Genomic DNA, 26,122 nt, shown 5'->3' on the forward strand with positions numbered 1-26,122 from the left:
CCGAGAGTCTGATAATATAGCGGGTTCTTGCAGTTGTTGTCAACCCTTGGAGCGTCACCACTCATGAAAAGCGTCTTTATCCGAACCTTCGGTTGCCAGATGAACGAATACGACACCGAAAAGATGCTCGAACTGATGCGAGCCCAGTTCGGTGCGGAGGTCACGGATGATCCCGCGCAAGCCGATCTGATTTTGTTCAATACGTGCTCGGTACGCGAGAAGGCGCAGGAGAAAGTTTTTCATGAGTTGGGGCGCGTCAAAGCCCTGAAAAAACAGAAGCCGGGGTTGCTCATCGGGGTAGGCGGTTGCGTCGCCAGCCAGGAGGGAGAGGCGATCATCGCCCGTGCCCCATTCGTCGATCTGGTCTTTGGCCCTCAGACGCTCCACCGCTTGCCTGAACTGATCGCGCGCCGCCAACAGGAAGGGAAGCCGCAGGTCGATGTTTCGTTTCCCGAACAGGAAAAGTTCGACGCGCTTCCCGAGGCCAAGCGGCACGGCCCAACGGCGTTCGTTTCGATCATGGAAGGGTGCTCGAAGTATTGCACCTATTGCATCGTGCCCTATACCCGGGGGGACGAGTTTTACCGACCGCTCGAGGAGATCCTGGCCGAAGTGGCGACCCTTGCCGAACAAGGGGTGAAAGAGGTGACGCTCTTGGGGCAAAACGTCAATGCCTGGCACGCGCCGATCGCAGCCGGAAGCCGCGAGATCGCCGATTTTGCGTTTCTGCTCGAGTGCGTTGCGGAGATTCCGGGTATCGAACGGATTCGCTATACCACGTCACACCCTCGGGAAATGTCTCCCCGTTTGATTGCAGCGTATGAACGGATTCCCAAACTGGTCAGCCACTTGCATTTGCCGCTTCAAGCCGGTTCGGACCGTGTGCTCGCGGCGATGAAGCGCGGCTATACCGTTCTCGAATACAAGTCGATCGTGCGCAAACTCCGTGCTGTGCGGCCCGACCTTTCCCTTTCGTCCGATTTCATCGTCGGTTTCCCTGGTGAAACCGAGGCGGAGTTTCGCAAGACGCTCGCGATCGTCGAGGAGTTGGCGTTCGACACTTCGTTCAGCTTCGTCTTCAGTCCTCGGCCCGGTACGCCAGCGGCGGAAATGCCCGATCCCGTTCCGCTCGAAGTCAAACAAGGGTGGTTGCGTGAATTGCAAGCGAAAATCGACGCACAGGCCCGCGCCTACAGTGAAGCGATGGTAGGAACCGTGCAGCGGGTGCTCGTCGAAGGGCCATCGAAGAAGGATCCGAACGAACTTTCTGGGCGGACCGACAACAACCGTGTGGTCAATTTCCCTGCGCCGGCTCGTCTCATCGGGCAGTTTGTCGATGTCCGGATCACGCAGGCGCTACCCCACAGCTTGCGGGGTGAAGTGTTGGTGCGGGAGTCGGTTGCGTGATGGTCGAGCTCCATTGGCAGGCGCAGCCAGAGGACAACGTCCGACTCTCGAATCTCTGTGGAACGCTCGATGCCAACCTCCGTCAATTGGAGACGGCGTTCGACGTGGTCATCCTGCGCCGCAGTCACGACTTTCGCGTTCAGGGCAATGCCGAGACGGTACGGCTCGTCCGTACGGCGCTCGAACGGCTGTGGCAACGTGCCGGAAAAGCATTGACTTTGGACGACGTGCAACTGGCTTACGTCGAGACGCTCAACTGGCCGGATGAAGCGGAACCCCAAAGTGCGCCAACGCGCCGGACGCAAGCGGCGCCACGCGCCGAATCGGTGGAGCCCCCAACGGATTTTCCTCCGGAACGGACGGGCGAAGCCCCCGTACTGCGTAGCCGCAAAGGGCGCGTCATCGCGCGCACGCCACGTCAAGCGGCATATATCGAGGCGATACGTACGCACGACATCACCTTTGGCATTGGGCCCGCGGGTACCGGCAAAACCTTCCTGGCGGTGGCATGCGCGGTGGATGCGTTCGAACGCGAACAGGTCGAACGGATCATTTTGACGCGGCCTGCAGTGGAGGCTGGGGAGCGGTTGGGTTTTTTGCCCGGTGATTTGACCCAAAAGGTGGATCCCTACCTGCGGCCGCTTTACGATGCGCTCTACGATCTCATGGGATCGGAACGCGTTGCGAAGCTCTTTGAACGGGGTGCGATCGAGATCGCGCCGCTGGCGTTCATGCGGGGGCGCACGCTCAATCATGCCTTTGTCATTCTGGACGAAGCGCAGAACACTACGCCGGAACAGATGAAGATGTTTCTGACTCGCATCGGTATCGGGTCGAAAGCGGTGGTGACTGGCGACCTCACGCAGGTCGATTTGCCGCGTGGGGCCAAAAGTGGGCTTGCTGAGGCAGTCGAAGTGTTGGCCAACGTGCGCGGTTTGGCGTTTCAGCGGTTCGTGCGCGAAGATGTGGTGCGCCATCCGCTGGTGGCGCGCATCGTCGATGCGTACGAAGCGTTCGACGCGGCACGGCAGAGCGAAGCGCTTGGGGTGACGCGGTGAGAAAGCGCCTTTATCTTTCCTACCAGCGCGCAACCGAATGGCCGGTGCCGCCCCGGGCTTCGGTGTTGCGCTGGGCGCGCGCAGCGCTCCTATCGGGTACGATGCGGGTCACGGTGCGGTTCGTCGACGAAGCAGAAGGGCGGGCGTTGAACGCTGCGTACCGTCACAAGGACTATGCGACCAACGTGTTGTCGTTTCCCTACGATCCCGTTCCTGACGAAGCGCTGGGGATGACCATCGCGCACGGTGATTTGGTGTTGTGCGCGCCGGTACTTCATCGCGAAGCAGTGTCCCAGGGAAAAACCGTGGACGCCCATTGTGCCCATCTGGTCGTTCATGGTATGCTGCACTTACAAGGATTCGACCACGAAACGGACGAGGAGGCCGAAGCGATGGAAGCGCTGGAGCGCCGCGTCCTTGCCCTTTTGGGGTTTCCCGATCCCTATCGCGACGTGAAATCATCGGTATGAGTGACCCGACTGAACCTTCGTCTACCAAGGGCCTTTGGGCCCGTCTCACGCACTTGTTTTCCTCCGAACCTGAAACCCGAGAAGAATTGCTGGAATTGTTGCGCTCCGCCTGCGAGCGCAATCTGCTCGACGCCGAAGCGCTTGCGATCATCGAGGGGGCGCTTGCGCTCTCCAACCTGACCGTGCGCGACGTGATGGTGCCGCGCAGCCAAATGGACGTGATCCGCGTCGACGCTTCGATCGAAGCGATCACGCGGTTGGTGGTAGAGACCAACCATTCCCGCTTCCCTGTGGTTGGGGAAGACAAAGACGACGTCTTGGGGATTTTCCTGGCCAAAGAGTTGTTGCGCTATTACGCGGGGGAGCCGTTCGACCTACGCGACAGCCTTCGGCCTGCGGTTTTCGTCCCGGAGTCGAAGCGGCTGGATATTTTGTTGCGCGAATTTCGCGTTCGTCGTAACCACATGGCGATCGTTGCCGACGAATATGGCGGCGTCGCAGGGTTGGTCACCATCGAAGACGTTTTGGAGCAGATCGTCGGCGAAATCGACGACGAATACGACTTCGAAGCAGAAGAGGATGCGATCGTCGCGGAACAGGACGGCTCGTTCCGAGTTCGTGCGGACTTGGAGTTGGCCGACTTCGATGAGGCGTTTGCCACGCGGTTCGACGAAACCGAAGAAGCCGATACCGTGGGAGGGTTGCTGATCCACCACTTGGGCCGTCTCCCCCACATCCATGAGACGATCACCTTGAACGGGTGGCGTTTCGAAGTGGTGCGCGCCGATGGTCGCCGCGTCTATTGGGTACGGGTGCACAAGCTTCAGGCACCGGAAGCCGAATCTGCTCAAGATGCGTAGCGTCTATCCCCTAACCCCTTGCGTGACTCCGTGAACCGTTCGTTCGCCATCCCCGCAGCGCTCTTGCACCGCCCATGGGTGCTTTGGCTGGTGTGCTGGAGTGTGGGGGGCGGCGTTGCGCTCTTTTCGTTTGCGCCGTTTGGCTGGTGGCCGTTGTTGATGGTGGGGCTCGCGTGGCTCTTCCGCACACTCGCACGCGCCGCGTACCTCCGGGACGCGGCTGCGGCAAGTGGGTTTTTCGCACACGGATATTTTACCGTCGGCCTTTCGTGGCTCGCTGTGGCGCTGGCGCGTTACGGCGGTTTGCCTTGGGGCGTTGCTGCGGTTGCGGTCGCGCTCCTAGCTGCCTATTTGGCGCTATGGTGGGCAATCGCAGGCGGTATTACCCATTGGTTGTGGCGTCGTCTGGGGACTGTGCGCGCGCTCGTTCCTGCCGCGTTGTGGACACTCGCCGAATGGGGGCGGGGCGGGTTGCTGACCGGATTCCCCTGGCTCATGCCGGGATTTGCCGCAGCGCACGACGCCGGACCGTTGGCGCTTTTCAACGGTTGGTTTCCGATCGTCGGTGCGCTCGGTGTGACCTTTCTGATGGTTGCGCTCGCCGCTGCTTGGGGAAACGCACCCCGGCGGCTGCAGACCTGGGGCATTACCTTTGGGGTTTGTGTAGCGGGGTGGGGTTTGGGGCAGATCGCATGGAGCGAACCGGCTGCGCCACCCGTCACCGTGAGTGTGATCCAGACGGTAGTGGCGCAAGACGAAAAGTGGGATACGCGGCGCTGGCAGACCCATTTCACGGAACTGACCCGCAAGGTTGCGCGGGCGAAGGGGGCGGTGGTCGTCACGCCGGAAACGGTGTTGCCCCTTTTCGAAAGCGACTTGCCGCAAACCTGGCGAGCGGCGCTTGCGGCTGCGTTCGCACAAGGCAACGACGCGCACGCACCGGATGCGTCGAACAGAACGTTGTTGCTCGGGCTCTTTCGCCGCGACGCTACGGGAATCCACAATGCGCTGACCACGCTCGACGGTCGGTGGCACTACGACAAGCGGCAGCTGGTACCCTTTGGCGAATTCGTCCCGCCAGGGTTTCACTGGTTTGTCCGCTGGCTGGCGATCCCGTTCGCCGACCAGGTGCCGGGTGTTGCGAATCCGTCGCTGGGGGCTTGGCAGCGGGCGCACTGGGCGGCGAACATTTGCTACGAAAGCGCGTTTGCCCGATGGGTGGTGCGTGATGTGCGCCGGGGGGCACAGATCTTAGTGAATGCCTCGAATTTTGCGTGGTACGGAAAAACCCACGGCCAATGGCAGCACGCACAGATTGGTCGCGCCCGTGCGCTCGAAACCGCACGCCCCTGGATTCAAGCGGTCAATGCGGGCGTGAGTGCCGTATTCGACGCACAGGGACGTACGGTGGCGATCGCGGCGCCGTGGCGCGACGCGGTGCTCGATGCGGTGATCGTCCCACAACAGGGTTTGACTCCGTTCGTGCGCTGGGGGGGAGAGGCGAGCGTGGTGTTTTTGGCGTTGGCGCTCTTGGGGGCTGTGCTGTCGCGTCGCGGGCGTAACCGGGTTCGGTGCTAAAATTGCCAGATTACGTACTGGATTGCACCGAGACCGTGATGAACGTCCCGACATTTCAAGAGATCATCCTGCGGCTGCAGACCTTCTGGGCCAAGGAAGGGTGTGTGTTGCTGCAACCCTACGATTTGGAAGTGGGCGCGGGAACGTCACACACCGCGACCTTCTTGCGCGCGATCGGGCCGGAGCCGTGGTACGCGGCGTACGTCCAGCCTTCGCGCCGTCCCAAGGATGGTCGCTATGGCGAAAACCCGAACCGGTTGCAGCACTATTACCAGTTTCAGGTCGTTCTCAAACCCAGCCCGCTCGATATCCAAGAGCGTTACTTGAGGAGCCTGGTAGCGCTTGGAATCGACCTGAAGCAGCACGATGTGCGCTTCGTCGAAGACGACTGGGAAAACCCGACCCTAGGGGCGTGGGGTTTGGGCTGGGAGGTCTGGCTCGACGGGATGGAGGTGACCCAATTCACCTACTTCCAGCAGGTCGGCGGACTGGACTGCAAGCCGGTCCTGGGCGAGATCACCTACGGTATCGAGCGTTTGGCGATGTACCTTCAGGGTGTGGAAAACGTCTACGATCTCCTCTGGTCGGTGACCCCGGATGGGCAGCGGATCACCTACGGCGACGTCTTTCACCAGAACGAGGTGGAGCAGTCCCGCTACAATTTCGAAGCGGCTAATGTGCCGCTGCTCTTCGAGTTTTTCAACCATTTCGAAGCAGAGGCGAAACGGCTGATGGAAGCGTCGCTTCCCTTGCCCGCATACGAAATGGTGCTCAAGGCCGCACATACGTTCAACTTGCTCGATGCCCGCGGGGCGATTTCCGTCACAGAACGGGCGGGGTATATCGGCCGGATTCGGGCGCTGGCGCGTGCCGTGGCACAAGCCTATTACCAGAGCCGCGAAGCGCTCGGATTCCCGTTGCTTGCGAAGGAGACGCCCCATGCAGCGTAACGCATTGCTCGTCGAACTGGTCACCGAGGAGTTGCCGCCGAAGGCGCTCGCCAAACTCGGCGAAATGTTCGCCCGTGGGGTCGTCGAACGGTTGCGCACCGCGGATCTGGTCACTGAAGATGCGGCATGGCGGTGGTTCGCCTCGCCGCGGCGGCTTGCGGTTTGGGTGGAAGCGGTTGCGGCAAAGGGTGCGGACCGCGAACAGCAAGTGCGCTTGATGCCCGTCACGGTCGCGTACGACAGCGACGGGCAACCCACCACTGCGCTCGTCAAACGGCTTGCCGCAAAAGGTCTGACCCCGGGTGAGGCACCGCTCTTTCGTGCCCATGACGGCAAACAAGAACAACTCTTTTTGCGGGAGACGGTGCCGGGAGCAGACCTGTTTGCGCAACTGGCCGAATGGGTGCATGCTGCGCTCGATGCCCTCCCGATCCCGAAACGGATGCGCTGGGGTTCGGGAGACGAGACATTCGTTCGTCCCGTACACCGTCTGGTGATGTTGTGGGGCGATCAAGTGGTTCCGGGAACCGTACTGGGGCTGGAGAGCGGTCGCGAAACGCTGGGCCACCGCTTCCTCAGTCGCGGCGCGATCCCCCTCGCGCACGCCGATGCGTACGAACCCACCTTGTTGGCCGAAGGAAAGGTGATCCCCGATTTTGCCGCACGGCGCGAGGCGATCGCGAAGATGTTGGCAGAAGCAGCACAGAAGGCGGGGGCGCATCTGCGCGACGACCCGGATCTTTTGGACGAAGTGACCGCACTCGTCGAATACCCCGCGGTTTATCTCGGCACATTCCCTGAAGTGTTTCTGGCCGTGCCGCCCGAATGCCTGATCCTCACGATGCGGGCCAATCAGAAATATTTCCCGCTCTTCGATGCGGCAGATCGATTGACGAACCGTTTCCTGATCGTCTCGAACATGCGGATCGCGGACCCGAGCGCGATCATCCACGGTAACGAACGGGTGGTGCGCCCCCGTTTGGCCGATGCGCAGTTCTTCTTCGAACAAGACCGCAAAACGACGTTGGAGCGTCGCCTGCCTCGGCTTGCGGAGATCGTCTATCACAACCGCATCGGGACACTGGCGGAGCGGGTGGCACGTATCGAATCCCTGGCGGGCGAAATCGCCCATCGTTTGGGCGTCGATCCCGTTTTGCCGCAACGCGCGGCGCGGCTCGCCAAGTGCGACCTCGTCACCGAAATGGTGGGCGAATTCCCCGAATTGCAAGGGGTGATGGGGCGGTACTACGCATTGGCCGACGGCGAACCCCAGGAAGTAGCCGAAGCGATCGAAGATCACTACAAACCGCGTTTCGCTGGCGATGCGCTGCCGCGCCATCTGACCGGTACGATCGTCGCGCTCGCGGACAAACTCGACGCCCTTGCCGGCCTCTTTGCGTTGGGTGAAACCCCTACGGGCGAAAAAGATCCCTTTGCGTTGCGGCGCGCAGCACTTGGGATCTTGCGCATGGTGATCGAGCACCCCGTACCTTTGCCGTTCGATCCGCTTCTCGACGCGGCGTTCCAGCTGCAGCCGGAGGCAGTGCGCCGTGCGGCTGGGCAGCGCGACGTGGTCGCGGAAATGCGCGCATTCTGCGACGAGCGCTTGCGCCATTGGTTGCGGGAAAGGGGCCACGCACCGCTCATGGTCGACGCGGTGCTTGCGGTCACCCCACAACGTATCGATACGGTACCCGCGCGGTTGTCCGCTTTGACAGCATTTGCCGAGCGCCCAGAGGCGCAGCGGTTGGCGGCGGCGCGCAAGCGCGTGGTCAATCTGCTGAAGAAAGCGGAGCTTGCCCACGTCGACGTCGATGTCGCGCTCTTTGCCGAACCGGCCGAAAAAGCGCTCTTCGAAGCGCTCGTGCGGGTTGAACCCTACTTGGCGTCACACATCGACAACGAAGCGTTCGACGCGGCACTCACCACGCTGGTCGCATTGGCTGAACCGATCGATGCGTTCTTCGATTCCGTGATGGTGCTTACCGACGAACCGTTGCTGCGGATGAATCGGCTGGCGCTCTTGGCCCGTTTGCGTCGGGCGCTCGATCAGGTAGCAGATCTTTCGGTGCTTGCGGCATGAAGGTGATCGTGCTCGACCGGGATGGGGTGATCAACGAGCCGCGCAAACCCTTCTTGCGCGGCCCAGAGGACTGGGTGCCGCTTCCTGGGGCGATCGAGGCGATTTCGCTTTTGACCCAGTGGGGCTGGCGAGTGGTGCTCGCGATCAATCAATCGGTGATTGGCCGCGGCCTCATCACGGTCGACACGATGAACGCGATCCATGAACGGTTGATCAAACAGGCGGCGACCGAAGGGGGGCGGATTCACGCCATCTTCTTCTGTCCGCACGCAGCAGACGCCGACTGTGCCTGTCGGAAGCCCAAACCGGGGATGTTGCGCACGATCGCGCAACGTTTTGGTGTCGATATGGCGAAGGTGCCGGTGGTGGGGGACCGTCTGCGTGACCTCCGAGCGGCTGCGGCGATCGGGGCACAACCCTGGCTGGTGCGCACCGGCTTTGGCGCGGAAACGGAACGGGAAGCTGCGTCCGAACTGCCGCCCGGCACCCAGGTCGTCGATGATCTGCTCGCTGTCGCCAAAATGCTGATTGCCCAAGCATCGTCGCGGTAAAGGAAAGTCATGCGGTTCTCCTCCGTACCACGCCGCTTTCACTATCGTGCTCAGCCTGCGCCGCCGCCGCCCGATTTTCGCCCGGGGCGGCGCTCCTGCCCCAAATGGTGGGCAGCAGTGCGCTCCGCTTTTTTTCTCCTCTATCTTGCTGCGGTGACCGCGCCCTATTCGCTTTTTGCGCTGCTGGTTCGGCCGCTTTCGCCACAATGGCGCTACTACCTGATTTCCCGTTGGGCGGTGGTCATCAGCTGGGGCATTCGGTGGATACTGGGCATTCGCTGGCATTACGAAGGGCTTGCGCACTTCCCGCAGCAGCCCGCGGTGATCCTGACCAAACACCAGTCGGCGCTCGAAACGATCGTCCTGCCCGCAAAGCTCGCGCCGATGGTCTTCGTCTTCAAAAAAGAGTTGTTGCGCATCCCATTTTTTGGTTGGGGAATCGGCAGTTGCCCGATGATCCCAATCGACCGCAGCGCCGGGCGCGACGCCATCAAGCAGGTCGTTTCGATTGGTAAAGAACGGCTACGTCAGGGGTTCTACGTGACACTCTTTCCCGAAGGCACGCGGGTGGCGGTGGGGGCGACGCGACGCTACAAAGCGGGGGGGGCGAAACTCGCGGTCGAAGCGGGGGTGCCCGTGGTTCCGATCGCGCACAATGCTGGTGAGATGTGGGCACGCAACGCGTTCGTGCGCTACCCAGGTGACGTGCTTTTCGTGATCGGGCCAACCATCGAAACGGCCGGGAAAGACCCCGATACGGTCATCGCTGAGACCGAATCGTGGATCGAAAGCGAGATGCACCGCCGATTCCCTTGGCACTACTCCTCCTGATCGTGCTCGCTTGGCAAAGCGCACGAATTGTGCGATGATTGGAACGTTTGTTTGAAACGGACCATGCCGATGGCCAAAAACACCCGTGGATCGCAGCGTGCTCATGCGGTATCGGGAGAGGTCGATACGCGTGAACGCATTCTCAACGTCGCGGAAACCCTTTTTGCCGAACACGGTTTCGACGGGGCGTCGATGCGGATGATCACCGCTGCGGCGGGCGTCAATTTGGCTGCGGTCAATTACCATTTCGGCAGCAAAGAGAAATTGATCGAGGAGATTTTTCGCCGTCGTCTGGTTTGGCTCAACGAGTTGCGTCGGCAGCGCCTCGACCAGCTGCAGCTAGAGGCGGAAAAGCTTGGCAAGAGCGTTCGCCCCAGCCGCATCCTCGAAGCCTTTTTCGGTTCCCTTTTCGATTTGGCGCGTGAGCCGGGCGGCGAAGCGTTCCTTCGCCTATTGGGGCGCACGCTCACCGACCCGTCGTCGTTCGTGCGCCGCGTGCTTGCTGCCGAATATGGTGACGTTGACGTACTTGAGCGGTATCTCCAAGCGCTCTACGCAAGCGTTCCGGATGTGCCGCACGAAGAGATCCTCTGGCGCTTTCACTTCATGCTGGGGGCGGTATCGTACGCGATCGCGGGTGTCGATGCGCTGCAACTCTTTGCTGGCGAACATTTTGACGACCGCAACCTCGATCACCTACGCGAACGGTTGATCAGCTTCCTGATCGGTGGGCTGCGCGCGCCGCTGCCGCAATTTTCCGATTGAAATTCAGTCATTCAAGGGGTGGCCGCTCTGCGATCGTGACGGCCACCGTAAGCGGCTTGCCGTTGCGTTCCAACGTGAGCGTCACCTGTTCTCCGGGCGGAAGCGTCGCTACGGCGTCCAGCGCTTCGGCAATCGCATGGACCGGCCGGTTGCCCACGGCGCGTAGGATGTCCCCTTTCGTGATCCCCGCTCGTTGTGCGGGCGAATCGGGTAGGACCTCAGTGATCAAAACCCCACCTCGCGCAGCTTCTTGGTCAGTCGCATCGATCCCTTCGGATAACGGTTCCAATTGAACCCCCAGCCAACCGCGGCGCACGCGGCCGTCGCGCACGAGCGCCGCAACAACCGGGCGCACCACGCGGCCGGGGATTGCGAATCCAATGCCGATGTTGCCGCCGGATTGCGAAAAGATCGCCGTATTGATCCCAACGAGTCGCCCCGCGGTATCGACCAAGGCACCGCCCGAATTGCCGGGGTTGATCGCCGCATCGGTTTGGATGAAATGTTCGAACGTCGAAATCCCCAATTCGGTCCGATCCAGCGCCGAGATGATCCCCATCGTTACGCTTTGGCCGACGCCGAACGGGTGGCCGATCGCCAGCACGATGTCGCCCACCGCATAACTGTCGTCGGGAGCGAATGGGAGGGGATGGAGCGGGATCGCGGAAAGCGCACGCAACCGCAATACGGCAAGGTCGGTTTCCGGGTCTTTCCCGATCACTCGAGCCGAAGCAGCCGTTCCGTCAGCGAAACGGACGCGCACGCGTTCTGCTTTCCCCACGACGTGGGCGTTGGTGACGATCAAACCGTCCGCACTGATCACCACACCCGAACCGATCTCACTGGGGAGCGGTTGGGGCAACGGGATCTGCGGGTGGTTGGGAGGGAGGGGTTTTGCGGTGGCGGACTGGGTTTGATCGGGCAAGACCGCAACGACCGCTGCCATCCCGGCGCGCGCCGCGGCCCGGAAATCTTTTTCGGTTTGCGGCGTTGCGGTGGCTGACGGCGCGGTACGTTCGACGACCACCACCGATTCGCGTGCCAACCACCACTCAGGTTTGAGGTGGGCGAGGACGAACCCCACGATCGCGACAGCAAGCACGGTGTACGCGATAATGTCCAACAAGCGACGACCGTTCATCTGAAAGGAATCCGGAATGCATTTGTGGGAACTCAAGGCGACGCTCGACGAGTGGCTCGCGCCGCACCTTTTTCGCGATTATTGCCCAAATGGCCTGCAGGTGGAAGGGCGAAGCGAAGTGCGCCGCATCATGACCGCGGTGACGGCAAACCGCACCACGATCGAAGCGGCAGTCGCGGCCGAGGTGGATCTGCTGCTCGTGCATCACGGACTCTTTTGGAAAGGGGACGATCCGTGTGTCGTGGGTTTGAAACGCCGCCGCTTGCGCCCGCTTCTTACCGCAGAGATTTCGCTCGTTGCCTACCATTTGCCGCTCGACGCCCATCCCGAAGTCGGGAACAACGCGGTCTGGGCGCAGGCGATGGGGTGGGTGACGCTCGAGCGTTTTGGGGATCAGTCCCTCGGCTGTCTGGGAGAGTGGGGCAACGAAACGGATCGTGACTGTCCGCCCACCGTTGCGGTACTTACGAATCGGCTGCAGGCAACCCTTGGCCACACCCCGCTCGTGGTGGGCGACCCGGATCGACCGGTGCGCCGTTTGGCGTGGTGCAGCGGTGCCGCGCAAAGTTTTTTTCTCGACGCAGTGGCCAAAGGGGTAGATGCGTTCGTCACCGGGGAAATCTCCGAACCGTATGTCCATCTGGCGCGTGAAAGTGGCGTTGCTTTTCTTGCCGCAGGCCACCATGCAACCGAGCGCTTCGGTGTTCAGGCGCTCGGGGCGCGTCTTGCGCAACGTTACGGCATCACGGTCACTTTCTTCGACGACCCCAGTCCGGTTTGAACGCCGTCACCAACTTGCCTATAATGGCGGCATCGCAACCATACGGTACCGTATGTCCTATGAGCGAACAGACGAATCTGCCCAAGCAATCCGTAACCCGGCGGCGCATTCACCGCCGCACGATTACCATCGACGGCTTCGAGCGCAGCGACGGTCTGTGGGAGCTCGAAGCGACGCTCACCGACGTCAAAGACGTCGACTATCCCATCTCGTCGGGTATGCGTCCAGCAGGAACTCCAGTACATGAGATGACGGTGCGCATCGCGTACGACAACACGTTCACGATTCGCGAAGCGCACGCGGAAAGCCGCTGGGTGCCCTTTTTCGGGGTGTGCGAAACCATTACCTATGCGTATAAGCAACTTGTCGGCCTGAATCTGCTCAAAGGGTTTCGTTTGGCGGTCAATGACCGTTTTCGTGGGGTTCGCGGGTGCACGCATATCACAGAGCTGCTCTATGCCCTGCCCACCGCGGCGGTGCAAACCTTTGCGACCTTTCGCCGCGACAACGAGGAGAGCGACGAAAAGCCGTTTCATCTCGATCAGTGCCACGCGCTCGACACCGACTCCTCACCGGTGGTCGCACAGTATTACCCGAAATGGTTCCGGAACAAAGCGGTATAATTATCGCGGCGGCCGCGCGTGCGTGCTGTCAGAGACCAGGGAGCGGAGGGCGTGCCGTCAGGACGTCCCCGTAGCGATGCGTTTGGAACAGTGTCAAAAGGGCAACCATGAAGATTCACGAATATCAAGCCAAAGAGATCCTGCGCCAATTTGGAATCCGGACGCCGCGGGGCGAACCGGCATTTTCGGTAGCAGAGGCAGTCGAGGTCGCCAAGCGGTTGGGTGGCCCGGTTTGGGTGGTCAAAGCGCAGATTCATGCCGGTGGGCGCGGAAAAGGGGGCGGGGTGAAACTGGCCCGCTCGCTCGAAGCCGTCGAAACCCTTGCCGGACAGATTCTCGGGATGCGTCTGGTTACCCACCAAACGGGGCCAGAAGGGCAGATCGTGCGGCGGCTCCTGATCGAAGAAGGGGCGGATATCCGCCACGAATACTATGTTTCGGTGCTCACCGACCGCAAGACGCAGCTGGTTGCGATGCTTGCTTCCAGCGAAGGCGGGATGGACATCGAAGAGGTGGCGGCCAAGACACCCGAGAAAATCATCAAAGTGTTCATCAACCCGCTCGATGGGATCTCTGACGAGCAAGCGCTGACCCTGGCCAAAGGGATCGGCATTCCCGAAGGGTCGATCCCCGCTGCGGTCGATACCTTCAAAAAGCTCTACCACTGCTACATGGCGACCGATGCGTCCCTGGCAGAGATCAACCCGCTCATCCTCGAAGGGGACGGTGGCATCAAAGCGCTCGACGCCAAATTCAATTTCGACGACAACGCGCTCTTTCGTCATCCCGAAATCGTCGCCTACCGCGACCTCGACGAAGAAGATCCCGACGAAGTCGAAGCGTCGAAGTATGACCTTTCGTACATCTCGCTCGACGGCAATATCGGTTGCCTGGTCAATGGGGCGGGGCTCGCGATGGCGACGATGGATACCATCAAACTGTTCGGGGGCGAACCGGCCAACTTCCTCGACGTTGGCGGTGGCGCAACCACGGAAAAGGTGACCGCTGCGTTCAAAATCATGCTGAAAAACCCGCGCGTGCAAGCGATCCTGGTCAATATCTTCGGAGGGATCATGCGCTGTGACACCATCGCGGAAGGGATCGTCACCGCCGCGCGCGAGGTGAGTCTGAACGTTCCGCTGGTCGTCCGGATGAAAGGCACCAACGAAGATATCGGTAAGAAAATTTTGGCCGAATCGGGGTTGCCGATCATCTCCGCCGAAACGATGGCCGAAGCCGCGGAAAAAGTGGTTGCCGCAGCGAAAGGCGCAGCCGCCTGACGAAACTCGAGCAGCAGAGGATAACCGCTATGTCGATTCTGATCAACAAAGAGACGAAAGTCATCACTCAGGGGATCACCGGGAAAACCGGTCAATTCCACACGCAAAAATGTATCGAATACGCGTTTGGACGCGACTGCTTCGTTGCGGGCGTGAACCCGCGCAAAGCGGGGGAAAAGATTTTCGATATCCCCATCTATGCCACGGTGAAAGAGGCGAAAGAAGCCACGGGAGCGACCGTTTCGGTGATCTACGTCCCGCCGGCTGGGGCAGCCGATGCGATCTGGGAAGCGGTCGAAGCCGATCTCGACCTCGTGATCTGTATCACCGAAGGGATTCCGGTGCGCGACATGCTGATGGTGCGCAACAAAATGAAGCGCAAAGTCGAGCAAGGCGGCAAAGAGACCCTATTGCTCGGCCCGAACTGCCCAGGCATCATCACGCCGGACGAACTCAAGATCGGGATCATGCCTGGCCACATCCATAAAAAAGGGCGCGTTGGCGTGGTCTCCCGCTCGGGAACTCTGACCTACGAAGCGGTGGCGCAATTGACCGAATTGGGGTTGGGGCAGTCGACTGCGGTGGGGATCGGCGGCGACCCGATCAACGGCCTCAAGCACCTGGATGTGATGAAGATGTTCAACGACGACCCCGACACCGACGCCGTGATCCTGATCGGTGAAATCGGCGGTTCGGACGAAGTGGATGCCGCGCTCTGGTGCAAAGCGCATTTCAAGAAACCGGTCGTGGGCTTCGTTGCCGGCGTCACTGCCCCTCCGGGGAAACGGATGGGACACGCTGGTGCCCTCATCTCCTCAGGCGCGGACACCGCAGAGGCAAAACTCGCAATTATGGAAGAGTGTGGTTTCAAGGTGACGCGCAACCCCTCTGAGATGGGTAAATTGATGAAACAGTTGCTCGGCTAAGCGTCGATCAACTCGTTCGAAACAGCACGTTTCAAAGCCAGTGAACCTCGGTTCACTGGCTTTTCATTTACAGTCACGGTGCGTTACGATACGATTGGCGCAACTCGGAGGATCTGGAATGACACGTTTTCTCACCGAAGCGGAAGTCCAGCAGTGTCTGACGATGCCGGAGGCGATCGAAGCCGTCGAATGGGTGATGGGGCAGCACGCGGAAGGGGCAGTCGTCGATCTGCCCCGGCAACGGGTACGACTGCCAGGATCGATCACCCATCTGCTGCAAGGCGCGGTACCGGCGCTTGATCTCACGGGGTTCAAGGTCTATACCTCCACACGTGAAGGCACGCGCTTTTGGGTACACCTCTATCGGATCTCGACCGGTGAACCGGTTGCCGTGCTTGCTGCCGATTGGTTGGGGATGATGCGCACCGGGGCGACGGGCGGCGTCGCGATTCGCCATTTGGCGCGTTCGGACGCCCAAGTGCTCACGCTTTTCGGTTCCGGTTGGCAAGCCGAAGGGCAGGTTCGGGCAGCTGCGGCGGTCCGCGCATGGCAAGCCATTCGTGTCGTCTCACGGCGGTTCGAAAACGCGCAACAGTTTTGTGCCCGGCTCGAAAAAGAGCTGAGCGTCCCAATGGTTCCTTTCGCTCCTGAGTCTGCTGCGGAAGCGCTTGCCGGAGCGGACGTCGTGGTCACTGCCACCACCTCCGTTACACCCGTCTTCGATGCCGCGTGGATCCGCCCGGGGATGCACATCAACGCGATCGGTTCTAACAGCCTGGCGCGGCAGGAGATTCCGGAAAAAACGGTCGTTGCCGCCGATCGTATCGTCGTCGACAGTCGCGCGGTGGCGCTCAAAGAGGCGGGTGATCTGTTACCCGCACGCGAAAAGGGGCGTACCCGGCCTGAACTGTGGGTGGAGCTGGGTGAGGTGCTCGCCGGGATCCGTCCGGGACGGCCGGGGCCTGACGCGATCACCCTGTTCGAATCGCAAGGGATGGCGATTCAGGATATCGCGGTCGCCGCGCGCGTTCTCGAGCGTGCAACGGCTCTGGGGCTGGGTTCGGAACTCCCGTACTGAGGGCGTCTCGATTCGTGGGTACGACATCACGCTTGGCCGATCTCCTCCGCTCTGCTCCATCCGGCGGGTTGCTGCTCTCCTATCGGGAAACGTTTCTCTGGCAATTCCCGCTGGTTTTGCCGCTCTATCGGGTGGGACGTGAAGAACGAAACGACATTCGTTTGGATGACGCGACGGTGAGTGCGCGCCACGCCCTTCTTACCCCTTTCTTTCAAGAACTTTTGGTCGAAGATCTGGGGAGCAAAAACGGCGTCTGGTACCAAAACCAGCGCGTGACGCGGGCGCGCATCAAACCCGGTGAAACCGTCCGGATCGGCCATTTCTGCTTGCGTTTCGTCTCTTCACCGCCCAACACCTTGCCGTGGGAAGCGCCGGAGCAGTCGCCTACGAGCCCGCCAGCACCGATTGCCCAACCACGTCTGGTGGTGCAGCCGGGTGGCCAAGCGCTTCTGCTTTCGCGGCGCGTGACGCGGTTGGGAAATGACCCCAATCGCGATCCGATGCTCATTCGTGACGGCTACCGCGTTTTACTCTTCGTTCCGGAAACGACGGAGGTCCGGCTGAACGGAGCGGTCACGTCTGGGCTGCAACTGCTGCGTCTTGGCGATCACTTCGAATGGCGTGATCGCATCTTCTCCTTGGACGCCGATTCGGTTTCTCATTAGTTCTCGAGGATGTGACGTGATGCAACGCTCCTACTTGCTCGCTCCCAGTATCCTATCTGCCGATTTCGCTCGCTTGGGCGACGAAGTGCGGAGGGTCTCCGCTGCCGGGGCCGATTGGATCCATTTCGACGTGATGGACAACCACTACGTTCCGAACCTCACCGTCGGGCCGCTCGTCTGTCAAGCGATTCGGCCGTACACCGAGAAACCGATCGATGTCCATTTGATGGTCAAACCGGTTGATGCTTTGATACCCGAATTCGCAAAAGCGGGCGCAGACATCATTTCGTTTCATCCCGAAGCATCGGAGCACATCGACCGTACGCTTTCGCTCATCCGCGACTGCGGTTGCCAAGCTGGTCTCGTTTTCAACCCCGCAACACCGCTGGTTTGGCTCGAACATGTGCTCGACAAAGTCGACCTGGTGCTCTTGATGAGCGTGAACCCAGGGTTTGGCGGTCAGAAATTCATTCCCTCGACCTTGCCGAAATTGCGCCAAGCGCGTGCGCTGCTCGATCGCTACGAAGCGGAGACGGGGCGCCACATCTGGTTGGAGGTCGATGGTGGCGTGAAGGTCGACAATATCGCTGCGGTGGCCGAGGCGGGCGCTGACGTCTTCGTTGCCGGTTCGGCCGTCTTTGGTGCGGCGAACGCGCACGACCCGAACCGGTACGACTCCGTGATCGCGCAGTTTCGCGCCGAGCTTGCGCGTATCGACCGGGAGGGTGCCTGATGCCAGAACGGTACGCGGCCGAAGTAGTCCTGTTCGACCTCGATGGCACGCTCGTGGATACCCTGCCCGATTTGACCGAGGCAGCGAACCGAACGCTCGTCGAACTGGGGTTGCCGCCCCGGACCCAGGGAGAGATCGCCACCTTCGTCGGGCAGGGGATCGGCGAAATCGTGCGGCGCGCGTTGGGCGCTGCGGTTGCGGCCGATCCGGCACGGCTCGAAACGGCGTTGCAGGTTTTTCGTCGCCACTATGCCCAGGTCAATGGCAACGATAGCCGCCTCTATCCCGGCGCGTTGGAAACGCTCGAAACGCTGCGTGACGCGGGGCGTAAGCTTGCCGTGGTGACCAACAAAGCGAGCCAATTCACGTTGCCCTTGTTGGAGCGGATGGGCATCCTGTCCTATTTTGCCGCTGTGGTAAGTGGCGACACGCTGCCGGTGAAAAAACCGGATCCCGCGATGCTGCGTTACGCGCTCACCCAACTGGGCGCCAGTAGCCCTATCGCCGCTGTGATGGTAGGCGATTCGCGCAACGACGCGTTGGCGGCGCGCGCGCTCGAAATGCCGGTGTTCTTGGTCACGTACGGCTACAGTGAAGGACAGCCCATTCACGAAGTTCCTTGTACCGCCTACCTCGAGTCGCTGCCGGAAGTGCTAAACTTCCTTGCTTAGCAACAGCGCAAGGGTAGGTACGGTGACTTTGAGCGAACAGGAATTCGACGCACTCGCAGAAGCTGGGTACAACCGGATCCCAGTAACGCGTACCACGTTTTGTGATCTCGACACACCGCTTTCCATCTACCTGAAACTCGCCAACGAACCCTGGACCTACCTGCTGGAATCGGTTCAGGGGGGCGAGCGATTCGGCCGTTATTCGTTCATTGGGTTGGCGTCCCCCAGCCGCATCGAGGTCTATGGGCGCTCGGTGTTGTTGCTCACTGGGAACCGCTTGGTCGAGCGGCGCGACTACGGGGATCCGCTCAATTTCATCGCCGAGTATCTCAACCGGATCAAAATTCCGCCGCGCGAAGGGCTACCGCGTTTCATCGGGGGGCTGGTCGGCTATTTCGGGTTCGACACCATCCGCTTTATCGAACCGCGGCTGGCGCGCAGCCCCCATGCCAAACCGGATCCGCTTCAGACCCCCGACATTCTGCTCCTCGTTTCCGAGGAGCTTGCGATCGTCGATAACCTCACCGGAAAACTGACGTTGGTCGTCTATGCCGACCCGGGGGTGCCCGGCGCCTACCGTCGGGCCGTCAAGCGGCTCGACGAACTGCAACGTAAATTGCGGCAACCGATCAGTTGGCCGGAAAGTCTGGAACGGACCGGTGCTGCTGCCGCGCAAGCAGGCTCAGCACCGACCGAAGACGAAGCGCTCGCGTTCGGTTTTCCGGAGGAGGCGTTCAAAGCTGCGGTGGCAAAAGCGCAACGGTACATCGTCGACGGCGACATCATGCAGGTGGTGCTCTCACAGCGGATGAGTCAGCCGTTTGCGGGTGCGCCACTGGCGCTCTATCGTGCGATCCGCTCGCTCAATCCGTCGCCCTACCTCTTCTATTTCGACTTCGAGTCGTTCCAGGTGGTTGGCGCCTCTCCGGAGATCCTCACGCGTGTCGAGGACGACGGCGAAGCCAAAAAAGTGATCGTGCGTCCCATTGCGGGGACGCGCCCAAGGGGGGCAACCCCGGCAGAAGATGCCGCGTTGGAAAAAGAGCTTCTGGCAGACGAAAAAGAGCGCAGTGAACATCTGCAATTGCTCGACTTGGGGCGTAATGACGTCGGGCGCGTGGCGCGGACCGGCAGCGTGAAGGTCACCGAGGCGTTTGCAATCGAACGCTACTCCCATGTGATGCACATCGTTTCGAACGTCGAAGGGGTGTTGAAAGAAGGCGAGTCGATGCTCTCGGTGCTCCGCGCTACCTTTCCTGCAGGAACCGTTTCCGGCGCGCCGAAGGTGCGGGCGCTCGAAATCATCGACGAATTGGAACCGCACGGCCGCGGCATTTATGCCGGTGCAGTCGGTTATCTGGGTTTCCACCAAGAGATGGACTTGGCGATTGCGATTCGCACTGCGGTGATCAAAGACGGCCAAGTCCATGTGCAGGCGGGGGCGGGAATCGTAGCCTATTCCCAACCCGACGCCGAGTGGCAAGAGACGCGTAACAAAGCGCTGGCGATGCTCAAAGCGGCACAATCGGTGAAAAGCGGCGCGTTCGACGAGTAACCCGCTGAAGTTGTCAGCCGGATTACCCGCCGGTCCGTTTACCAGCCGCTATTCCCCCAACCGGAATCGCCGCCGGTGGTGGCACCGCCACCACTCGTGCCGCTGCCTGCATCGCCCCAACCGCCTGCTTCACCGCCTTCGAACGGAATCTGAATGGTGTCGAGATCCACTTTTTTCTGCACGTCGAGGTTCGCGGTGATGATCCCTGGCCAGATGATGACCGCGGCGACCATCAGTATCTGCAGTACGATGAAGGGAATCACCCCTTTGTAGATGTCGAACGTCGTCACCGGCGCGATCTGTTGCTTCGTGACCGGGTCTTCGTAATGTTTCACCGGTGCGACGCTGCGCAGATAGAAGAGCGCGAAACCAAACGGTGGCGTCAAGAACGACGTCTGCATGTTGATCGCGATCATAACCCCAAACCAGACGAGATCGATCCCAAAATGTTCCGCAACCGGTGCCAGTAACGGGAGCACGATGAACGAAATTTCGAAGAAATCGAGGAACATCCCCAGGATGAAAATGAGGGTGTTCACGAAGATCAAGAAGCCGAGTTCTTCACCTGGGAGTTTGGCGAAGAGTTCTTTCACCCACTCTTGCCCGTTCGCGGAGATGAAGACGAAGCTGAAGACCGTCGAACCCAGAAGGATCGCTAGGACGAAGATCGACAGTTTCGTTGCTCCCTCCAGCGCCTCGCGCAACATCGCCATCGAGAATCGTTTGCGCAGTGCAGCCACCGCGATCGCACCGATCGCCCCCATCGCGCCCCCTTCGGTGGGCGTCGCGACGCCGATGAAGATCGTACCCAGGACCAGAAAGATGAGCACGAGCGGCGGGATCATCACGAAGATGACGCGATGTGTCATCTGGGAAAGGAAACGGCGGCCCAGCGCGGAGTCGATCGCCGCGAGCACCAGTGCGACGAACGCACCAAACGTGGTGGCCATCACCACTTTCTCGTCGGTTGGCGCGGTGACCGCTTCGCCTTTCCATTGCGTCAAAAGCGCGTCATAGTTCGCGGCGAAGAGGGTAGCGGCGGCCAGCACCCCCAAAAAGGTGAAGAGGAGCGAGCGGTAGCCACTACCCCCGTTGGGCTCATGAAACGTGCGCGCTGATTCCGGTAGTGCAGGGACCCATTTGGGGCGGATGAGCGCAATCGCGATCACGTAAAGGAAATAGACCGCAATCAACCCCAACGCCGGGATCAGCGCGCCTTTGTACATGTCACCGACGCTGCGGCCCAATTGGTCTGCGATTACGATCAGCACCAACGACGGCGGAACGATCTGCGCGAGCGTACCGGACGCCGTGATCACGCCGGAAATGAGCCCACGATGGTACCCATAGCGCAACATCACGGGGAGCGAGATCAACCCCATCGAAATCACCGATGCGGCAACGACCCCGGTCGTTGCGGCAAGCAGCGCCCCGACGACGATCACCGAAATCGCGAGCCCACCGCGGATCGGGCCGAAGACTTGGCCTGCCGTTTCCAGAAGGTCTTCCGCCATTCCGGACCGCTGCAAGATGAGTCCCATCAGGGTGAAGAAGGGGATCGCCAACAGGGTCTCGTTCTGCATGATCCCGAAAACCCGCAGCGGCAACGCGTGAAAGAGGGTTTCCGGAAAAATACCGAAATGAATCCCCAAAAAACCAAAAAGCAACCCCGCTGACGCGAGCGAAAATGCAACGGGAAAGCCGGACAGCAGAAAGATGACCAACCCCAGGAACATCAGCGGCGGGAAGTTGGCAGCAAGGAATTCGGCCATGAAGCGCTCCTCAGCCTCGCAAAATGGGTGAATTAGTGGGGGTTCGCTTGCTTCAGCGGGTCGGGGCCGTGACCCAGCAAGAATGCGATGCGCTTGATCAATTCAGAGAAGGCCTGAATGGCCAACAAGCCGTATCCGGCAGGCACCAGCGCATAGAGTGGCCAGCGGATCAAACCGCCCGCGTTCGACGACATTTCCCCCGTGGTATAGGCTTGGACGACGATCGGCCACGCGAAATTCGCCATGAAGTAGCACAGGGGAAAGACGAAGACGACGATGCCGATGGCGTCGATCAAATTGCGCGTCCGGGCACTCAGGCGGTTGGCGACGACGTCGATGCGGACATGGGCGTTTTCCAAAAAGCCGTAACCCAGCCCCAGCATGAAGACTGCAGCGAAGAGGTACCACTGGATCTCCAAAAAGGCGTTGGAGCTGGTATCGAAGAGTTTGCGCACCAATGCGTTCGCGGCGCTGATTGCGGTGGCAGCGAGCGTGAACCAGAAAAAGAGCCGCCCGAGTGAGCGGTTGAGCGTATCGATTACTGCACAGATTCTTAGGAGCGGTTGCATCGTCGTGACGCCTCATCAATAGGGTTGCAATCGGGGGTGAAGAGAATAACCCCCGCATGTTTCGGGGGTTTTCGATTTTAGAGTTTGACGGAAGCCATGTACTGGTCGTAGCTCAGGTCCGCCAGGCGGAACCACGCGTACTGGTCACGCAGGAATTTTTCGAACTCGGTGTAGATTTTCTTCCAATCGGGGTTGGTGTCGTTGAGTTCGGCGTAGACTTCGTTGCGCGCTTTGAACGCTGCGTCCATGACGTCTTTCGGGAAGCGGTGCACCTGCGCCCCGTTTGCGATGAGTTGCTTCAACGCCTGCGGGTTGCGCGCGTCGTACTTCGCTTGCATGGTCACATGGGCGTGCGACGCCGCGGTACGGATCATCTCTTGGTACTCTTTCGGGAGCGCCGCGAACTTCTCTTTGTTGATGTACAGCGTCAGCTGCGCACCACCTTCCCACCAGCCCGGATGGTAGTAGTGAGGCGCCACTTTGTAGAAACCGAGCTTGAGATCGTCGTACGGGCCAACCCATTCGGTGGCGTCGATCGTTCCCTTTTCGAGCGCTTGGTAGATTTCACCGCCCGGAATGTTCTGCGGCACGCCGCCAACTTTGGCCAGCACGCGTCCACCGAAGCCCCCGATGCGCATCTTCAAGCCTTTGATGTCGTCAACCGACTTGATCTCTTTGCGGTACCAACCCCCCATCTGCGCGCCGGTATTCCCCATCGGCAGGCTGACGATGTTGTATTTCGCATAGAATTCGTTCATCAGCTGGTTGCCGCCGCCGTCGTACATCCATGCGGTGAGCATCCGCGAGTTGAGGCCAAACGGTACCGCGCAGTCGAACGCGAACGCTTCGTTCTTGCCGAAGAAGTAGTAGGGCGCAGTATGGGCCAATTCGATGGTGCCTTGCTGAACGGCGTCCAACACCCCGAAAGCGGGCACCAGTTCGCCGCCAGCGAAGACCTGGACTTCGAATTTACCGCCGGACATCTGGTTGATGGCGTTCGCGAAGTCTTCCGCCGCGCCGTAGATGGTGTCGAGCGCTTTCGGGAAGCTCGACGCCAACCGCCAACGGATTACTTCTTGTGCATGGATGATCGCAGGCGCCGTGCCGGCAGCCAGAATGCCGGCAAGGCCGGCGCCTTTGAGGAAACGACGACGTTCCATAATCACCTCCTTGGATACGGGTTTGTTATGCGAACTGAACGGTTCAGTTGGCGGCGTTTATGATAACGCAAAAATTATTGACCCGCTATTTGCACTGCAGCAATCGCGGTGCTGCCCAACCGAAAGCGGCGGTCGGGGCGTGCGTCGTCGGCAACGCCGATCAAGCCGGCAAAAAGTTCCGGTAGCATGCCTGATACCGTTATCTCATGCACCGGGAACGCGATCGTGCCGTTTTCGAACCAGAATCCGGCCGCGCCGCGCGAATATTCGCCAGTCACCGTATTGACCCCATGGCCCAGAAGTTCGGTGATCAAGAGCCCGCGATCGACCGAAGCGAGGAGCGCTGCGAGCGAATCGTGGGTGGTGGTGGGCAACAGGTTGTGCGCGCCGCCTGCATTGCCGGTGCTGGTCAGCCCGAGTTTGCGCGCGGTGTAGCTGGACAGGAAGCGTCCAACCCACCGGCCCTGGTCGATCACAAGGCGCGGCGCCACGCGCACCCCTTCGGCGTCGAACGGGCAGGAGCCAAAACCTTGGGGCAGCCACGGATCCTCTTGGATCGAAAACCATTCGGGAAAGAGCTGCGTTTCGAACCGTTCCAGCAAAAACGTAGCACGGCGGTAGAGCGCACCGCCACTTGCTGCGGCGACGAAGTGACTCAATAGCGACGGCGCCACCTCGGGGCTGAAGACGACGTCATAGCGTCCCGTGGGGAGTCTGCGCGCGTTGCGCCGCTGAAGCGCACGGGTAGCGGCTTCAGCGCCAAGCGCTTCGGGGTCGGGCAGTTGGTCGACGGCGCGGCGGCTCGCCCAGGCACCGTCGCGCACCAGCGATCCGTCGTCGCTTTGTGCCAACAACACGCAAGAATAGGAATGGACCGTTTCGGCGGTGACCCCTGAAAAACCGAGGGTATTCGCGATCGCACTCAGTTCCACTTCGGTGGTGCAGGTGGCTCCTTCGGAATTGACGATCCCCGTTTGCGCCGTTCCGGCCGCTTCGAGGCGCTGGGTAAGCGCGATCAACGTCTCAGGAGTCACCGACCAAGGGTGGTAGCAGCCGAGGTCAGGCGCGGCACTGGGGTCGGCAAGCCATGAAGGATCGGGAAGCCCGGCGGCAGGATCGGGTTCGGTGTGGCGCGCGATCGCCACTGCGGCTTGCACGGTTGCTTCGATTGCGCGCGGAGAAAGGTCACTCGTGGCGGCGTGCCCGGTACGCCCGTCGAGGTAAACGGTCACCGAGAGGGCGCGTTCGCGGTGGTGCTCGATGGTTTCGACTTCGCCGTGGCGTACCGTGATGGAGCGTCCCACTCGTTCCGAAACCCCTGTTTGTGCTGTTGCGCCAAGATGGCGTGCCCGTTCGGCGGCATGTTCCGCAACGCGTTGCAGTTGCTGTTGCCAGTGCGGCAATGAAGGCAAGCCAGGGTTCATGCGTGATCCTCAGGGAAAATTTGCGATAATTCTATAATGGAACCGCAAGAACTCTCGAAAACCAAGCGCAAAGCGCGCATGCACCAACTGCAAGCGGTAGGGGAAGCGCTGTTGGCGCTGCCGGTGGAGCGGTTGCGCTGGTTGGCGCTCCCGCGCGATCTCGCGCAGGCGCTCGCGGAAGCGAGACGGCTATCTGGTCACTTCGAGGCCTACCGGCGCCAGATGCAGTATGTGGGGCGTCTTCTGCAACCGTACGAACTGGAACCGCTGCAGGTGCTGGTTGCTTCCCTGTGTCCCGGTGGGGCGGTCGATGCGCAGTGTCAACGGGAAGCGGAACGCCTTGCCGCCGAATTTCTTGCCGATGAGTCGGTGGTGGGGGAACTGTTGTCCCGCTTTCCGGAGTTCGACGTGCCCTATTGGCGGCAAATGCGACGCGCGGCGTTGAAAGGTCTTTCGGCAGAACCGCAAGACCTCTTGCCGCGCCGTCGCTTGGTGGCAGCGCTTAGGCACGCGATCGAGGCGACATTGGTACTGACGCTCCCGGAACGGAGCGCAGTGGAGACGGATTACGACGAGGAGACCGACGATGAGTGAACCCGAGGTGGTCATTGGGTTGGTGTCGATCAGCGACCGCGCATCGAGCGGCGCCTACGAAGACAAAGGAATTCCTGCGTTGGAGTCGTGGCTCAACCGCGCGCTCGTTACCCCTTGGCGGGCGGAAAAACGGTTGATCGCCGATGAGCAGCCGGTGATCGAGGAGACGCTCAGAACGCTAGCCGACACGTGCGGTTGCTGCCTCATTCTGACCACTGGGGGAACGGGGCCAGCGCCGCGCGATGTCACACCCGAGGCGACGCTCGCGGTGGCCGATCGCGTCCTGCCCGGTTTTGGCGAAGAGATGCGGCGCATCAGCCTCAATTTCGTACCTACCGCGATCCTTTCACGCCAAGTGGCGGTCGTGCGCGGGAAAACCTTGATCGTCAATCTGCCCGGGCAACCGAAATCGATCGTCGAAACGCTCGAAGGGCTTCGTCACGAAGACGGCAGTTGGCAGCACAAAGGGATTTTCGCCGCGATTCCCTACTGTATCGACTTGATCGGCGGCCCCTATCTCGAAACGGATCCCGACGTGATCCCCGCGTTTCGGCCGAAAAGCGCGCAACGTCCCACAACCAAGAAGGTCTTATAGCC

The 26,122-nt window shown here is 60.8% G+C and carries 26 protein-coding genes; 21 read left to right on the forward strand and 5 right to left on the reverse strand.

All coding sequences use genetic code 11. From position 1 onward, the window contains the following. Positions 1–63 precede the first annotated feature (63 nt). The 10 genes from miaB (at position 64) to ACYQ4Z_RS02520 (ending at position 10,553) form a co-directional block, all read left to right on the forward strand. Positions 64–1,407, forward strand: coding sequence for a tRNA (N6-isopentenyl adenosine(37)-C2)-methylthiotransferase MiaB (miaB, locus tag ACYQ4Z_RS02475; RefSeq protein ID WP_219972864.1), 1,344 nt, complete (start codon positions 64–66; stop codon positions 1,405–1,407). Continuing rightward, positions 1,407–2,465, forward strand: a complete 1,059-nt coding sequence (locus tag ACYQ4Z_RS02480) for a PhoH family protein (protein WP_233468077.1) — start codon at positions 1,407–1,409, stop codon at positions 2,463–2,465. Before miaB ends, ACYQ4Z_RS02480 begins: the two co-directional genes overlap by 1 nt. Before the next feature lie 62 nt (positions 2,466–2,527). Then, positions 2,528–2,935 (forward strand): rRNA maturation RNase YbeY, encoded by a 408-nt coding sequence (gene ybeY / locus ACYQ4Z_RS02485; RefSeq protein ID WP_459860462.1) that lies wholly within the window; start codon positions 2,528–2,530, stop codon positions 2,933–2,935. Beyond that, on the forward strand, positions 2,932–3,795 hold the full coding sequence (locus ACYQ4Z_RS02490) for a CorC family transporter (RefSeq protein ID WP_349497518.1): 864 nt from the start codon (positions 2,932–2,934) through the stop codon (positions 3,793–3,795). The genes ybeY and ACYQ4Z_RS02490 overlap by 4 nt, the downstream gene beginning before the upstream one ends. A 30-nt stretch (positions 3,796–3,825) precedes the next feature. After that, a complete protein-coding gene (gene lnt / locus ACYQ4Z_RS02495) occupies positions 3,826–5,373 on the forward strand; it encodes an apolipoprotein N-acyltransferase (RefSeq protein WP_119334735.1) in 1,548 nt (515 codons plus the stop codon). 38 nt (positions 5,374–5,411) lie between these two features. Beyond that, entirely contained in the window at positions 5,412–6,323 is a 912-nt protein-coding gene (gene glyQ, locus ACYQ4Z_RS02500; RefSeq protein WP_459859940.1) for a glycine--tRNA ligase subunit alpha, read from the forward strand. Further along, positions 6,313–8,406: a glycine--tRNA ligase subunit beta gene (gene glyS, locus ACYQ4Z_RS02505; RefSeq protein WP_459859942.1), complete on the forward strand. Its 2,094-nt coding sequence runs from the start codon at positions 6,313–6,315 to the stop codon at positions 8,404–8,406. Before glyQ ends, glyS begins: the two co-directional genes overlap by 11 nt. Beyond that, positions 8,403–8,957, forward strand: coding sequence for a D-glycero-beta-D-manno-heptose 1,7-bisphosphate 7-phosphatase (gmhB, locus tag ACYQ4Z_RS02510; protein ID WP_119334738.1), 555 nt, complete (start codon positions 8,403–8,405; stop codon positions 8,955–8,957). The genes glyS and gmhB overlap by 4 nt, the downstream gene beginning before the upstream one ends. Before the next feature lie 9 nt (positions 8,958–8,966). Further along, a complete protein-coding gene (locus ACYQ4Z_RS02515; protein WP_219972869.1) occupies positions 8,967–9,788 on the forward strand; it encodes a lysophospholipid acyltransferase family protein in 822 nt (273 codons plus the stop codon). A 69-nt stretch (positions 9,789–9,857) separates the two neighbouring features. After that, positions 9,858–10,553, forward strand: a complete 696-nt coding sequence (locus ACYQ4Z_RS02520; protein ID WP_219972870.1) for a TetR/AcrR family transcriptional regulator — start codon at positions 9,858–9,860, stop codon at positions 10,551–10,553. Positions 10,554–10,560: 7 nt separating this feature from the next. Here ACYQ4Z_RS02520 and ACYQ4Z_RS02525 read toward each other — a convergent pair whose 3' ends face one another. Beyond that, positions 10,561–11,694: a S1C family serine protease gene (locus ACYQ4Z_RS02525; RefSeq protein WP_119334740.1), complete on the reverse strand. Its 1,134-nt coding sequence runs from the start codon at positions 11,692–11,694 to the stop codon at positions 10,561–10,563. Positions 11,695–11,710: 16 nt separating this feature from the next. Between ACYQ4Z_RS02525 and ACYQ4Z_RS02530 the strand changes: the two genes are divergently transcribed. From ACYQ4Z_RS02530 to trpE, 9 genes are all read left to right on the forward strand, one after another. Further along, positions 11,711–12,475 (forward strand): Nif3-like dinuclear metal center hexameric protein, encoded by a 765-nt coding sequence (locus tag ACYQ4Z_RS02530; protein ID WP_219972871.1) that lies wholly within the window; start codon positions 11,711–11,713, stop codon positions 12,473–12,475. Between the two features lie 59 nt (positions 12,476–12,534). Continuing rightward, positions 12,535–13,098: a DUF2889 domain-containing protein gene (locus ACYQ4Z_RS02535; RefSeq protein ID WP_119334742.1), complete on the forward strand. Its 564-nt coding sequence runs from the start codon at positions 12,535–12,537 to the stop codon at positions 13,096–13,098. 107 nt (positions 13,099–13,205) lie between these two features. Next, positions 13,206–14,378, forward strand: a complete 1,173-nt coding sequence (gene sucC, locus ACYQ4Z_RS02540) for an ADP-forming succinate--CoA ligase subunit beta (RefSeq protein ID WP_219972875.1) — start codon at positions 13,206–13,208, stop codon at positions 14,376–14,378. A gap of 29 nt (positions 14,379–14,407) precedes the next feature. Then, positions 14,408–15,304, forward strand: a complete 897-nt coding sequence (gene sucD / locus ACYQ4Z_RS02545; RefSeq protein ID WP_119334744.1) for a succinate--CoA ligase subunit alpha — start codon at positions 14,408–14,410, stop codon at positions 15,302–15,304. Positions 15,305–15,422: 118 nt separating this feature from the next. Beyond that, a complete protein-coding gene (locus ACYQ4Z_RS02550) occupies positions 15,423–16,382 on the forward strand; it encodes an ornithine cyclodeaminase family protein (protein WP_219972877.1) in 960 nt (319 codons plus the stop codon). 14 nt (positions 16,383–16,396) lie between these two features. After that, positions 16,397–17,047, forward strand: coding sequence for an FHA domain-containing protein (locus ACYQ4Z_RS02555; RefSeq protein WP_219972879.1), 651 nt, complete (start codon positions 16,397–16,399; stop codon positions 17,045–17,047). A gap of 19 nt (positions 17,048–17,066) precedes the next feature. Continuing rightward, positions 17,067–17,780: a ribulose-phosphate 3-epimerase gene (rpe, locus tag ACYQ4Z_RS02560; protein WP_219972881.1), complete on the forward strand. Its 714-nt coding sequence runs from the start codon at positions 17,067–17,069 to the stop codon at positions 17,778–17,780. Beyond that, on the forward strand, positions 17,780–18,451 hold the full coding sequence (locus tag ACYQ4Z_RS02565) for a phosphoglycolate phosphatase (RefSeq protein ID WP_459859944.1): 672 nt from the start codon (positions 17,780–17,782) through the stop codon (positions 18,449–18,451). Before rpe ends, ACYQ4Z_RS02565 begins: the two co-directional genes overlap by 1 nt. Positions 18,452–18,479: 28 nt before the next feature. Continuing rightward, entirely contained in the window at positions 18,480–20,006 is a 1,527-nt protein-coding gene (gene trpE / locus ACYQ4Z_RS02570) for an anthranilate synthase component I (protein ID WP_459860464.1), read from the forward strand. Between the two features lie 38 nt (positions 20,007–20,044). Here trpE and ACYQ4Z_RS02575 read toward each other — a convergent pair whose 3' ends face one another. The 4 genes from ACYQ4Z_RS02575 to ACYQ4Z_RS02590 form a co-directional block, all read right to left on the reverse strand. After that, positions 20,045–21,778: a TRAP transporter large permease gene (locus ACYQ4Z_RS02575; RefSeq protein ID WP_459859945.1), complete on the reverse strand. Its 1,734-nt coding sequence runs from the start codon at positions 21,776–21,778 to the stop codon at positions 20,045–20,047. Between the two features lie 32 nt (positions 21,779–21,810). Next, complete coding sequence (locus ACYQ4Z_RS02580; protein WP_119334750.1) at positions 21,811–22,347, reverse strand: TRAP transporter small permease subunit; 537 nt, start codon at positions 22,345–22,347, stop codon at positions 21,811–21,813. A gap of 77 nt (positions 22,348–22,424) precedes the next feature. Continuing rightward, complete coding sequence (locus tag ACYQ4Z_RS02585) at positions 22,425–23,507, reverse strand: TRAP transporter substrate-binding protein (RefSeq protein ID WP_459859946.1); 1,083 nt, start codon at positions 23,505–23,507, stop codon at positions 22,425–22,427. 74 nt (positions 23,508–23,581) lie between these two features. After that, on the reverse strand, positions 23,582–24,931 hold the full coding sequence (locus tag ACYQ4Z_RS02590) for a metallopeptidase TldD-related protein (protein ID WP_219972883.1): 1,350 nt from the start codon (positions 24,929–24,931) through the stop codon (positions 23,582–23,584). A gap of 36 nt (positions 24,932–24,967) precedes the next feature. On the opposite strand from ACYQ4Z_RS02590, the gene yjgA reads away from it, so the two are divergent. Beyond that, the gene (yjgA, locus tag ACYQ4Z_RS02595) at positions 24,968–25,525 is read left to right on the forward strand and encodes a ribosome biogenesis factor YjgA (protein ID WP_438438773.1); all 558 of its coding nucleotides are present in this window, start codon (positions 24,968–24,970) and stop codon (positions 25,523–25,525) included. Further along, on the forward strand, positions 25,518–26,120 hold the full coding sequence (mog, locus tag ACYQ4Z_RS02600) for a molybdopterin adenylyltransferase (protein ID WP_219972885.1): 603 nt from the start codon (positions 25,518–25,520) through the stop codon (positions 26,118–26,120). The genes yjgA and mog overlap by 8 nt, the downstream gene beginning before the upstream one ends. Positions 26,121–26,122 lie beyond the last annotated feature (2 nt).

The sequence above is a fragment of the Hydrogenophilus hirschii genome (assembly GCF_054656675.1).

Excerpts from the sequence above, each read along its gene's own strand:
- miaB (WP_219972864.1), top strand. The coding sequence starts at position 64 with ATGAAAAGCGTCTTTATCCGAACCTTCGGTTGCCAGATGAACGAATAC.
- ACYQ4Z_RS02480 (WP_233468077.1), top strand. The coding sequence starts at position 1,407 with ATGGTCGAGCTCCATTGGCAGGCGCAGCCAGAGGACAACGTCCGACTC.
- ACYQ4Z_RS02490 (WP_349497518.1), top strand. The coding sequence starts at position 2,932 with ATGAGTGACCCGACTGAACCTTCGTCTACCAAGGGCCTTTGGGCCCGT.
- glyQ (WP_459859940.1), top strand. The coding sequence starts at position 5,412 with ATGAACGTCCCGACATTTCAAGAGATCATCCTGCGGCTGCAGACCTTC.
- glyS (WP_459859942.1), top strand. The coding sequence starts at position 6,313 with ATGCAGCGTAACGCATTGCTCGTCGAACTGGTCACCGAGGAGTTGCCG.
- gmhB (WP_119334738.1), top strand. The coding sequence starts at position 8,403 with ATGAAGGTGATCGTGCTCGACCGGGATGGGGTGATCAACGAGCCGCGC.
- ACYQ4Z_RS02515 (WP_219972869.1), top strand. The coding sequence starts at position 8,967 with ATGCGGTTCTCCTCCGTACCACGCCGCTTTCACTATCGTGCTCAGCCT.
- ACYQ4Z_RS02520 (WP_219972870.1), top strand. The coding sequence starts at position 9,858 with ATGGCCAAAAACACCCGTGGATCGCAGCGTGCTCATGCGGTATCGGGA.
- ACYQ4Z_RS02525 (WP_119334740.1), bottom strand. The coding sequence starts at position 11,694 with ATGAACGGTCGTCGCTTGTTGGACATTATCGCGTACACCGTGCTTGCT.
- ACYQ4Z_RS02530 (WP_219972871.1), top strand. The coding sequence starts at position 11,711 with ATGCATTTGTGGGAACTCAAGGCGACGCTCGACGAGTGGCTCGCGCCG.
- ACYQ4Z_RS02535 (WP_119334742.1), top strand. The coding sequence starts at position 12,535 with ATGAGCGAACAGACGAATCTGCCCAAGCAATCCGTAACCCGGCGGCGC.
- sucC (WP_219972875.1), top strand. The coding sequence starts at position 13,206 with ATGAAGATTCACGAATATCAAGCCAAAGAGATCCTGCGCCAATTTGGA.
- sucD (WP_119334744.1), top strand. The coding sequence starts at position 14,408 with ATGTCGATTCTGATCAACAAAGAGACGAAAGTCATCACTCAGGGGATC.
- ACYQ4Z_RS02550 (WP_219972877.1), top strand. The coding sequence starts at position 15,423 with ATGACACGTTTTCTCACCGAAGCGGAAGTCCAGCAGTGTCTGACGATG.
- rpe (WP_219972881.1), top strand. The coding sequence starts at position 17,067 with ATGCAACGCTCCTACTTGCTCGCTCCCAGTATCCTATCTGCCGATTTC.
- ACYQ4Z_RS02565 (WP_459859944.1), top strand. The coding sequence starts at position 17,780 with ATGCCAGAACGGTACGCGGCCGAAGTAGTCCTGTTCGACCTCGATGGC.
- ACYQ4Z_RS02575 (WP_459859945.1), bottom strand. The coding sequence starts at position 21,778 with ATGGCCGAATTCCTTGCTGCCAACTTCCCGCCGCTGATGTTCCTGGGG.
- ACYQ4Z_RS02580 (WP_119334750.1), bottom strand. The coding sequence starts at position 22,347 with ATGCAACCGCTCCTAAGAATCTGTGCAGTAATCGATACGCTCAACCGC.
- ACYQ4Z_RS02585 (WP_459859946.1), bottom strand. The coding sequence starts at position 23,507 with ATGGAACGTCGTCGTTTCCTCAAAGGCGCCGGCCTTGCCGGCATTCTG.
- ACYQ4Z_RS02590 (WP_219972883.1), bottom strand. The coding sequence starts at position 24,931 with ATGAACCCTGGCTTGCCTTCATTGCCGCACTGGCAACAGCAACTGCAA.
- yjgA (WP_438438773.1), top strand. The coding sequence starts at position 24,968 with ATGGAACCGCAAGAACTCTCGAAAACCAAGCGCAAAGCGCGCATGCAC.
- mog (WP_219972885.1), top strand. The coding sequence starts at position 25,518 with ATGAGTGAACCCGAGGTGGTCATTGGGTTGGTGTCGATCAGCGACCGC.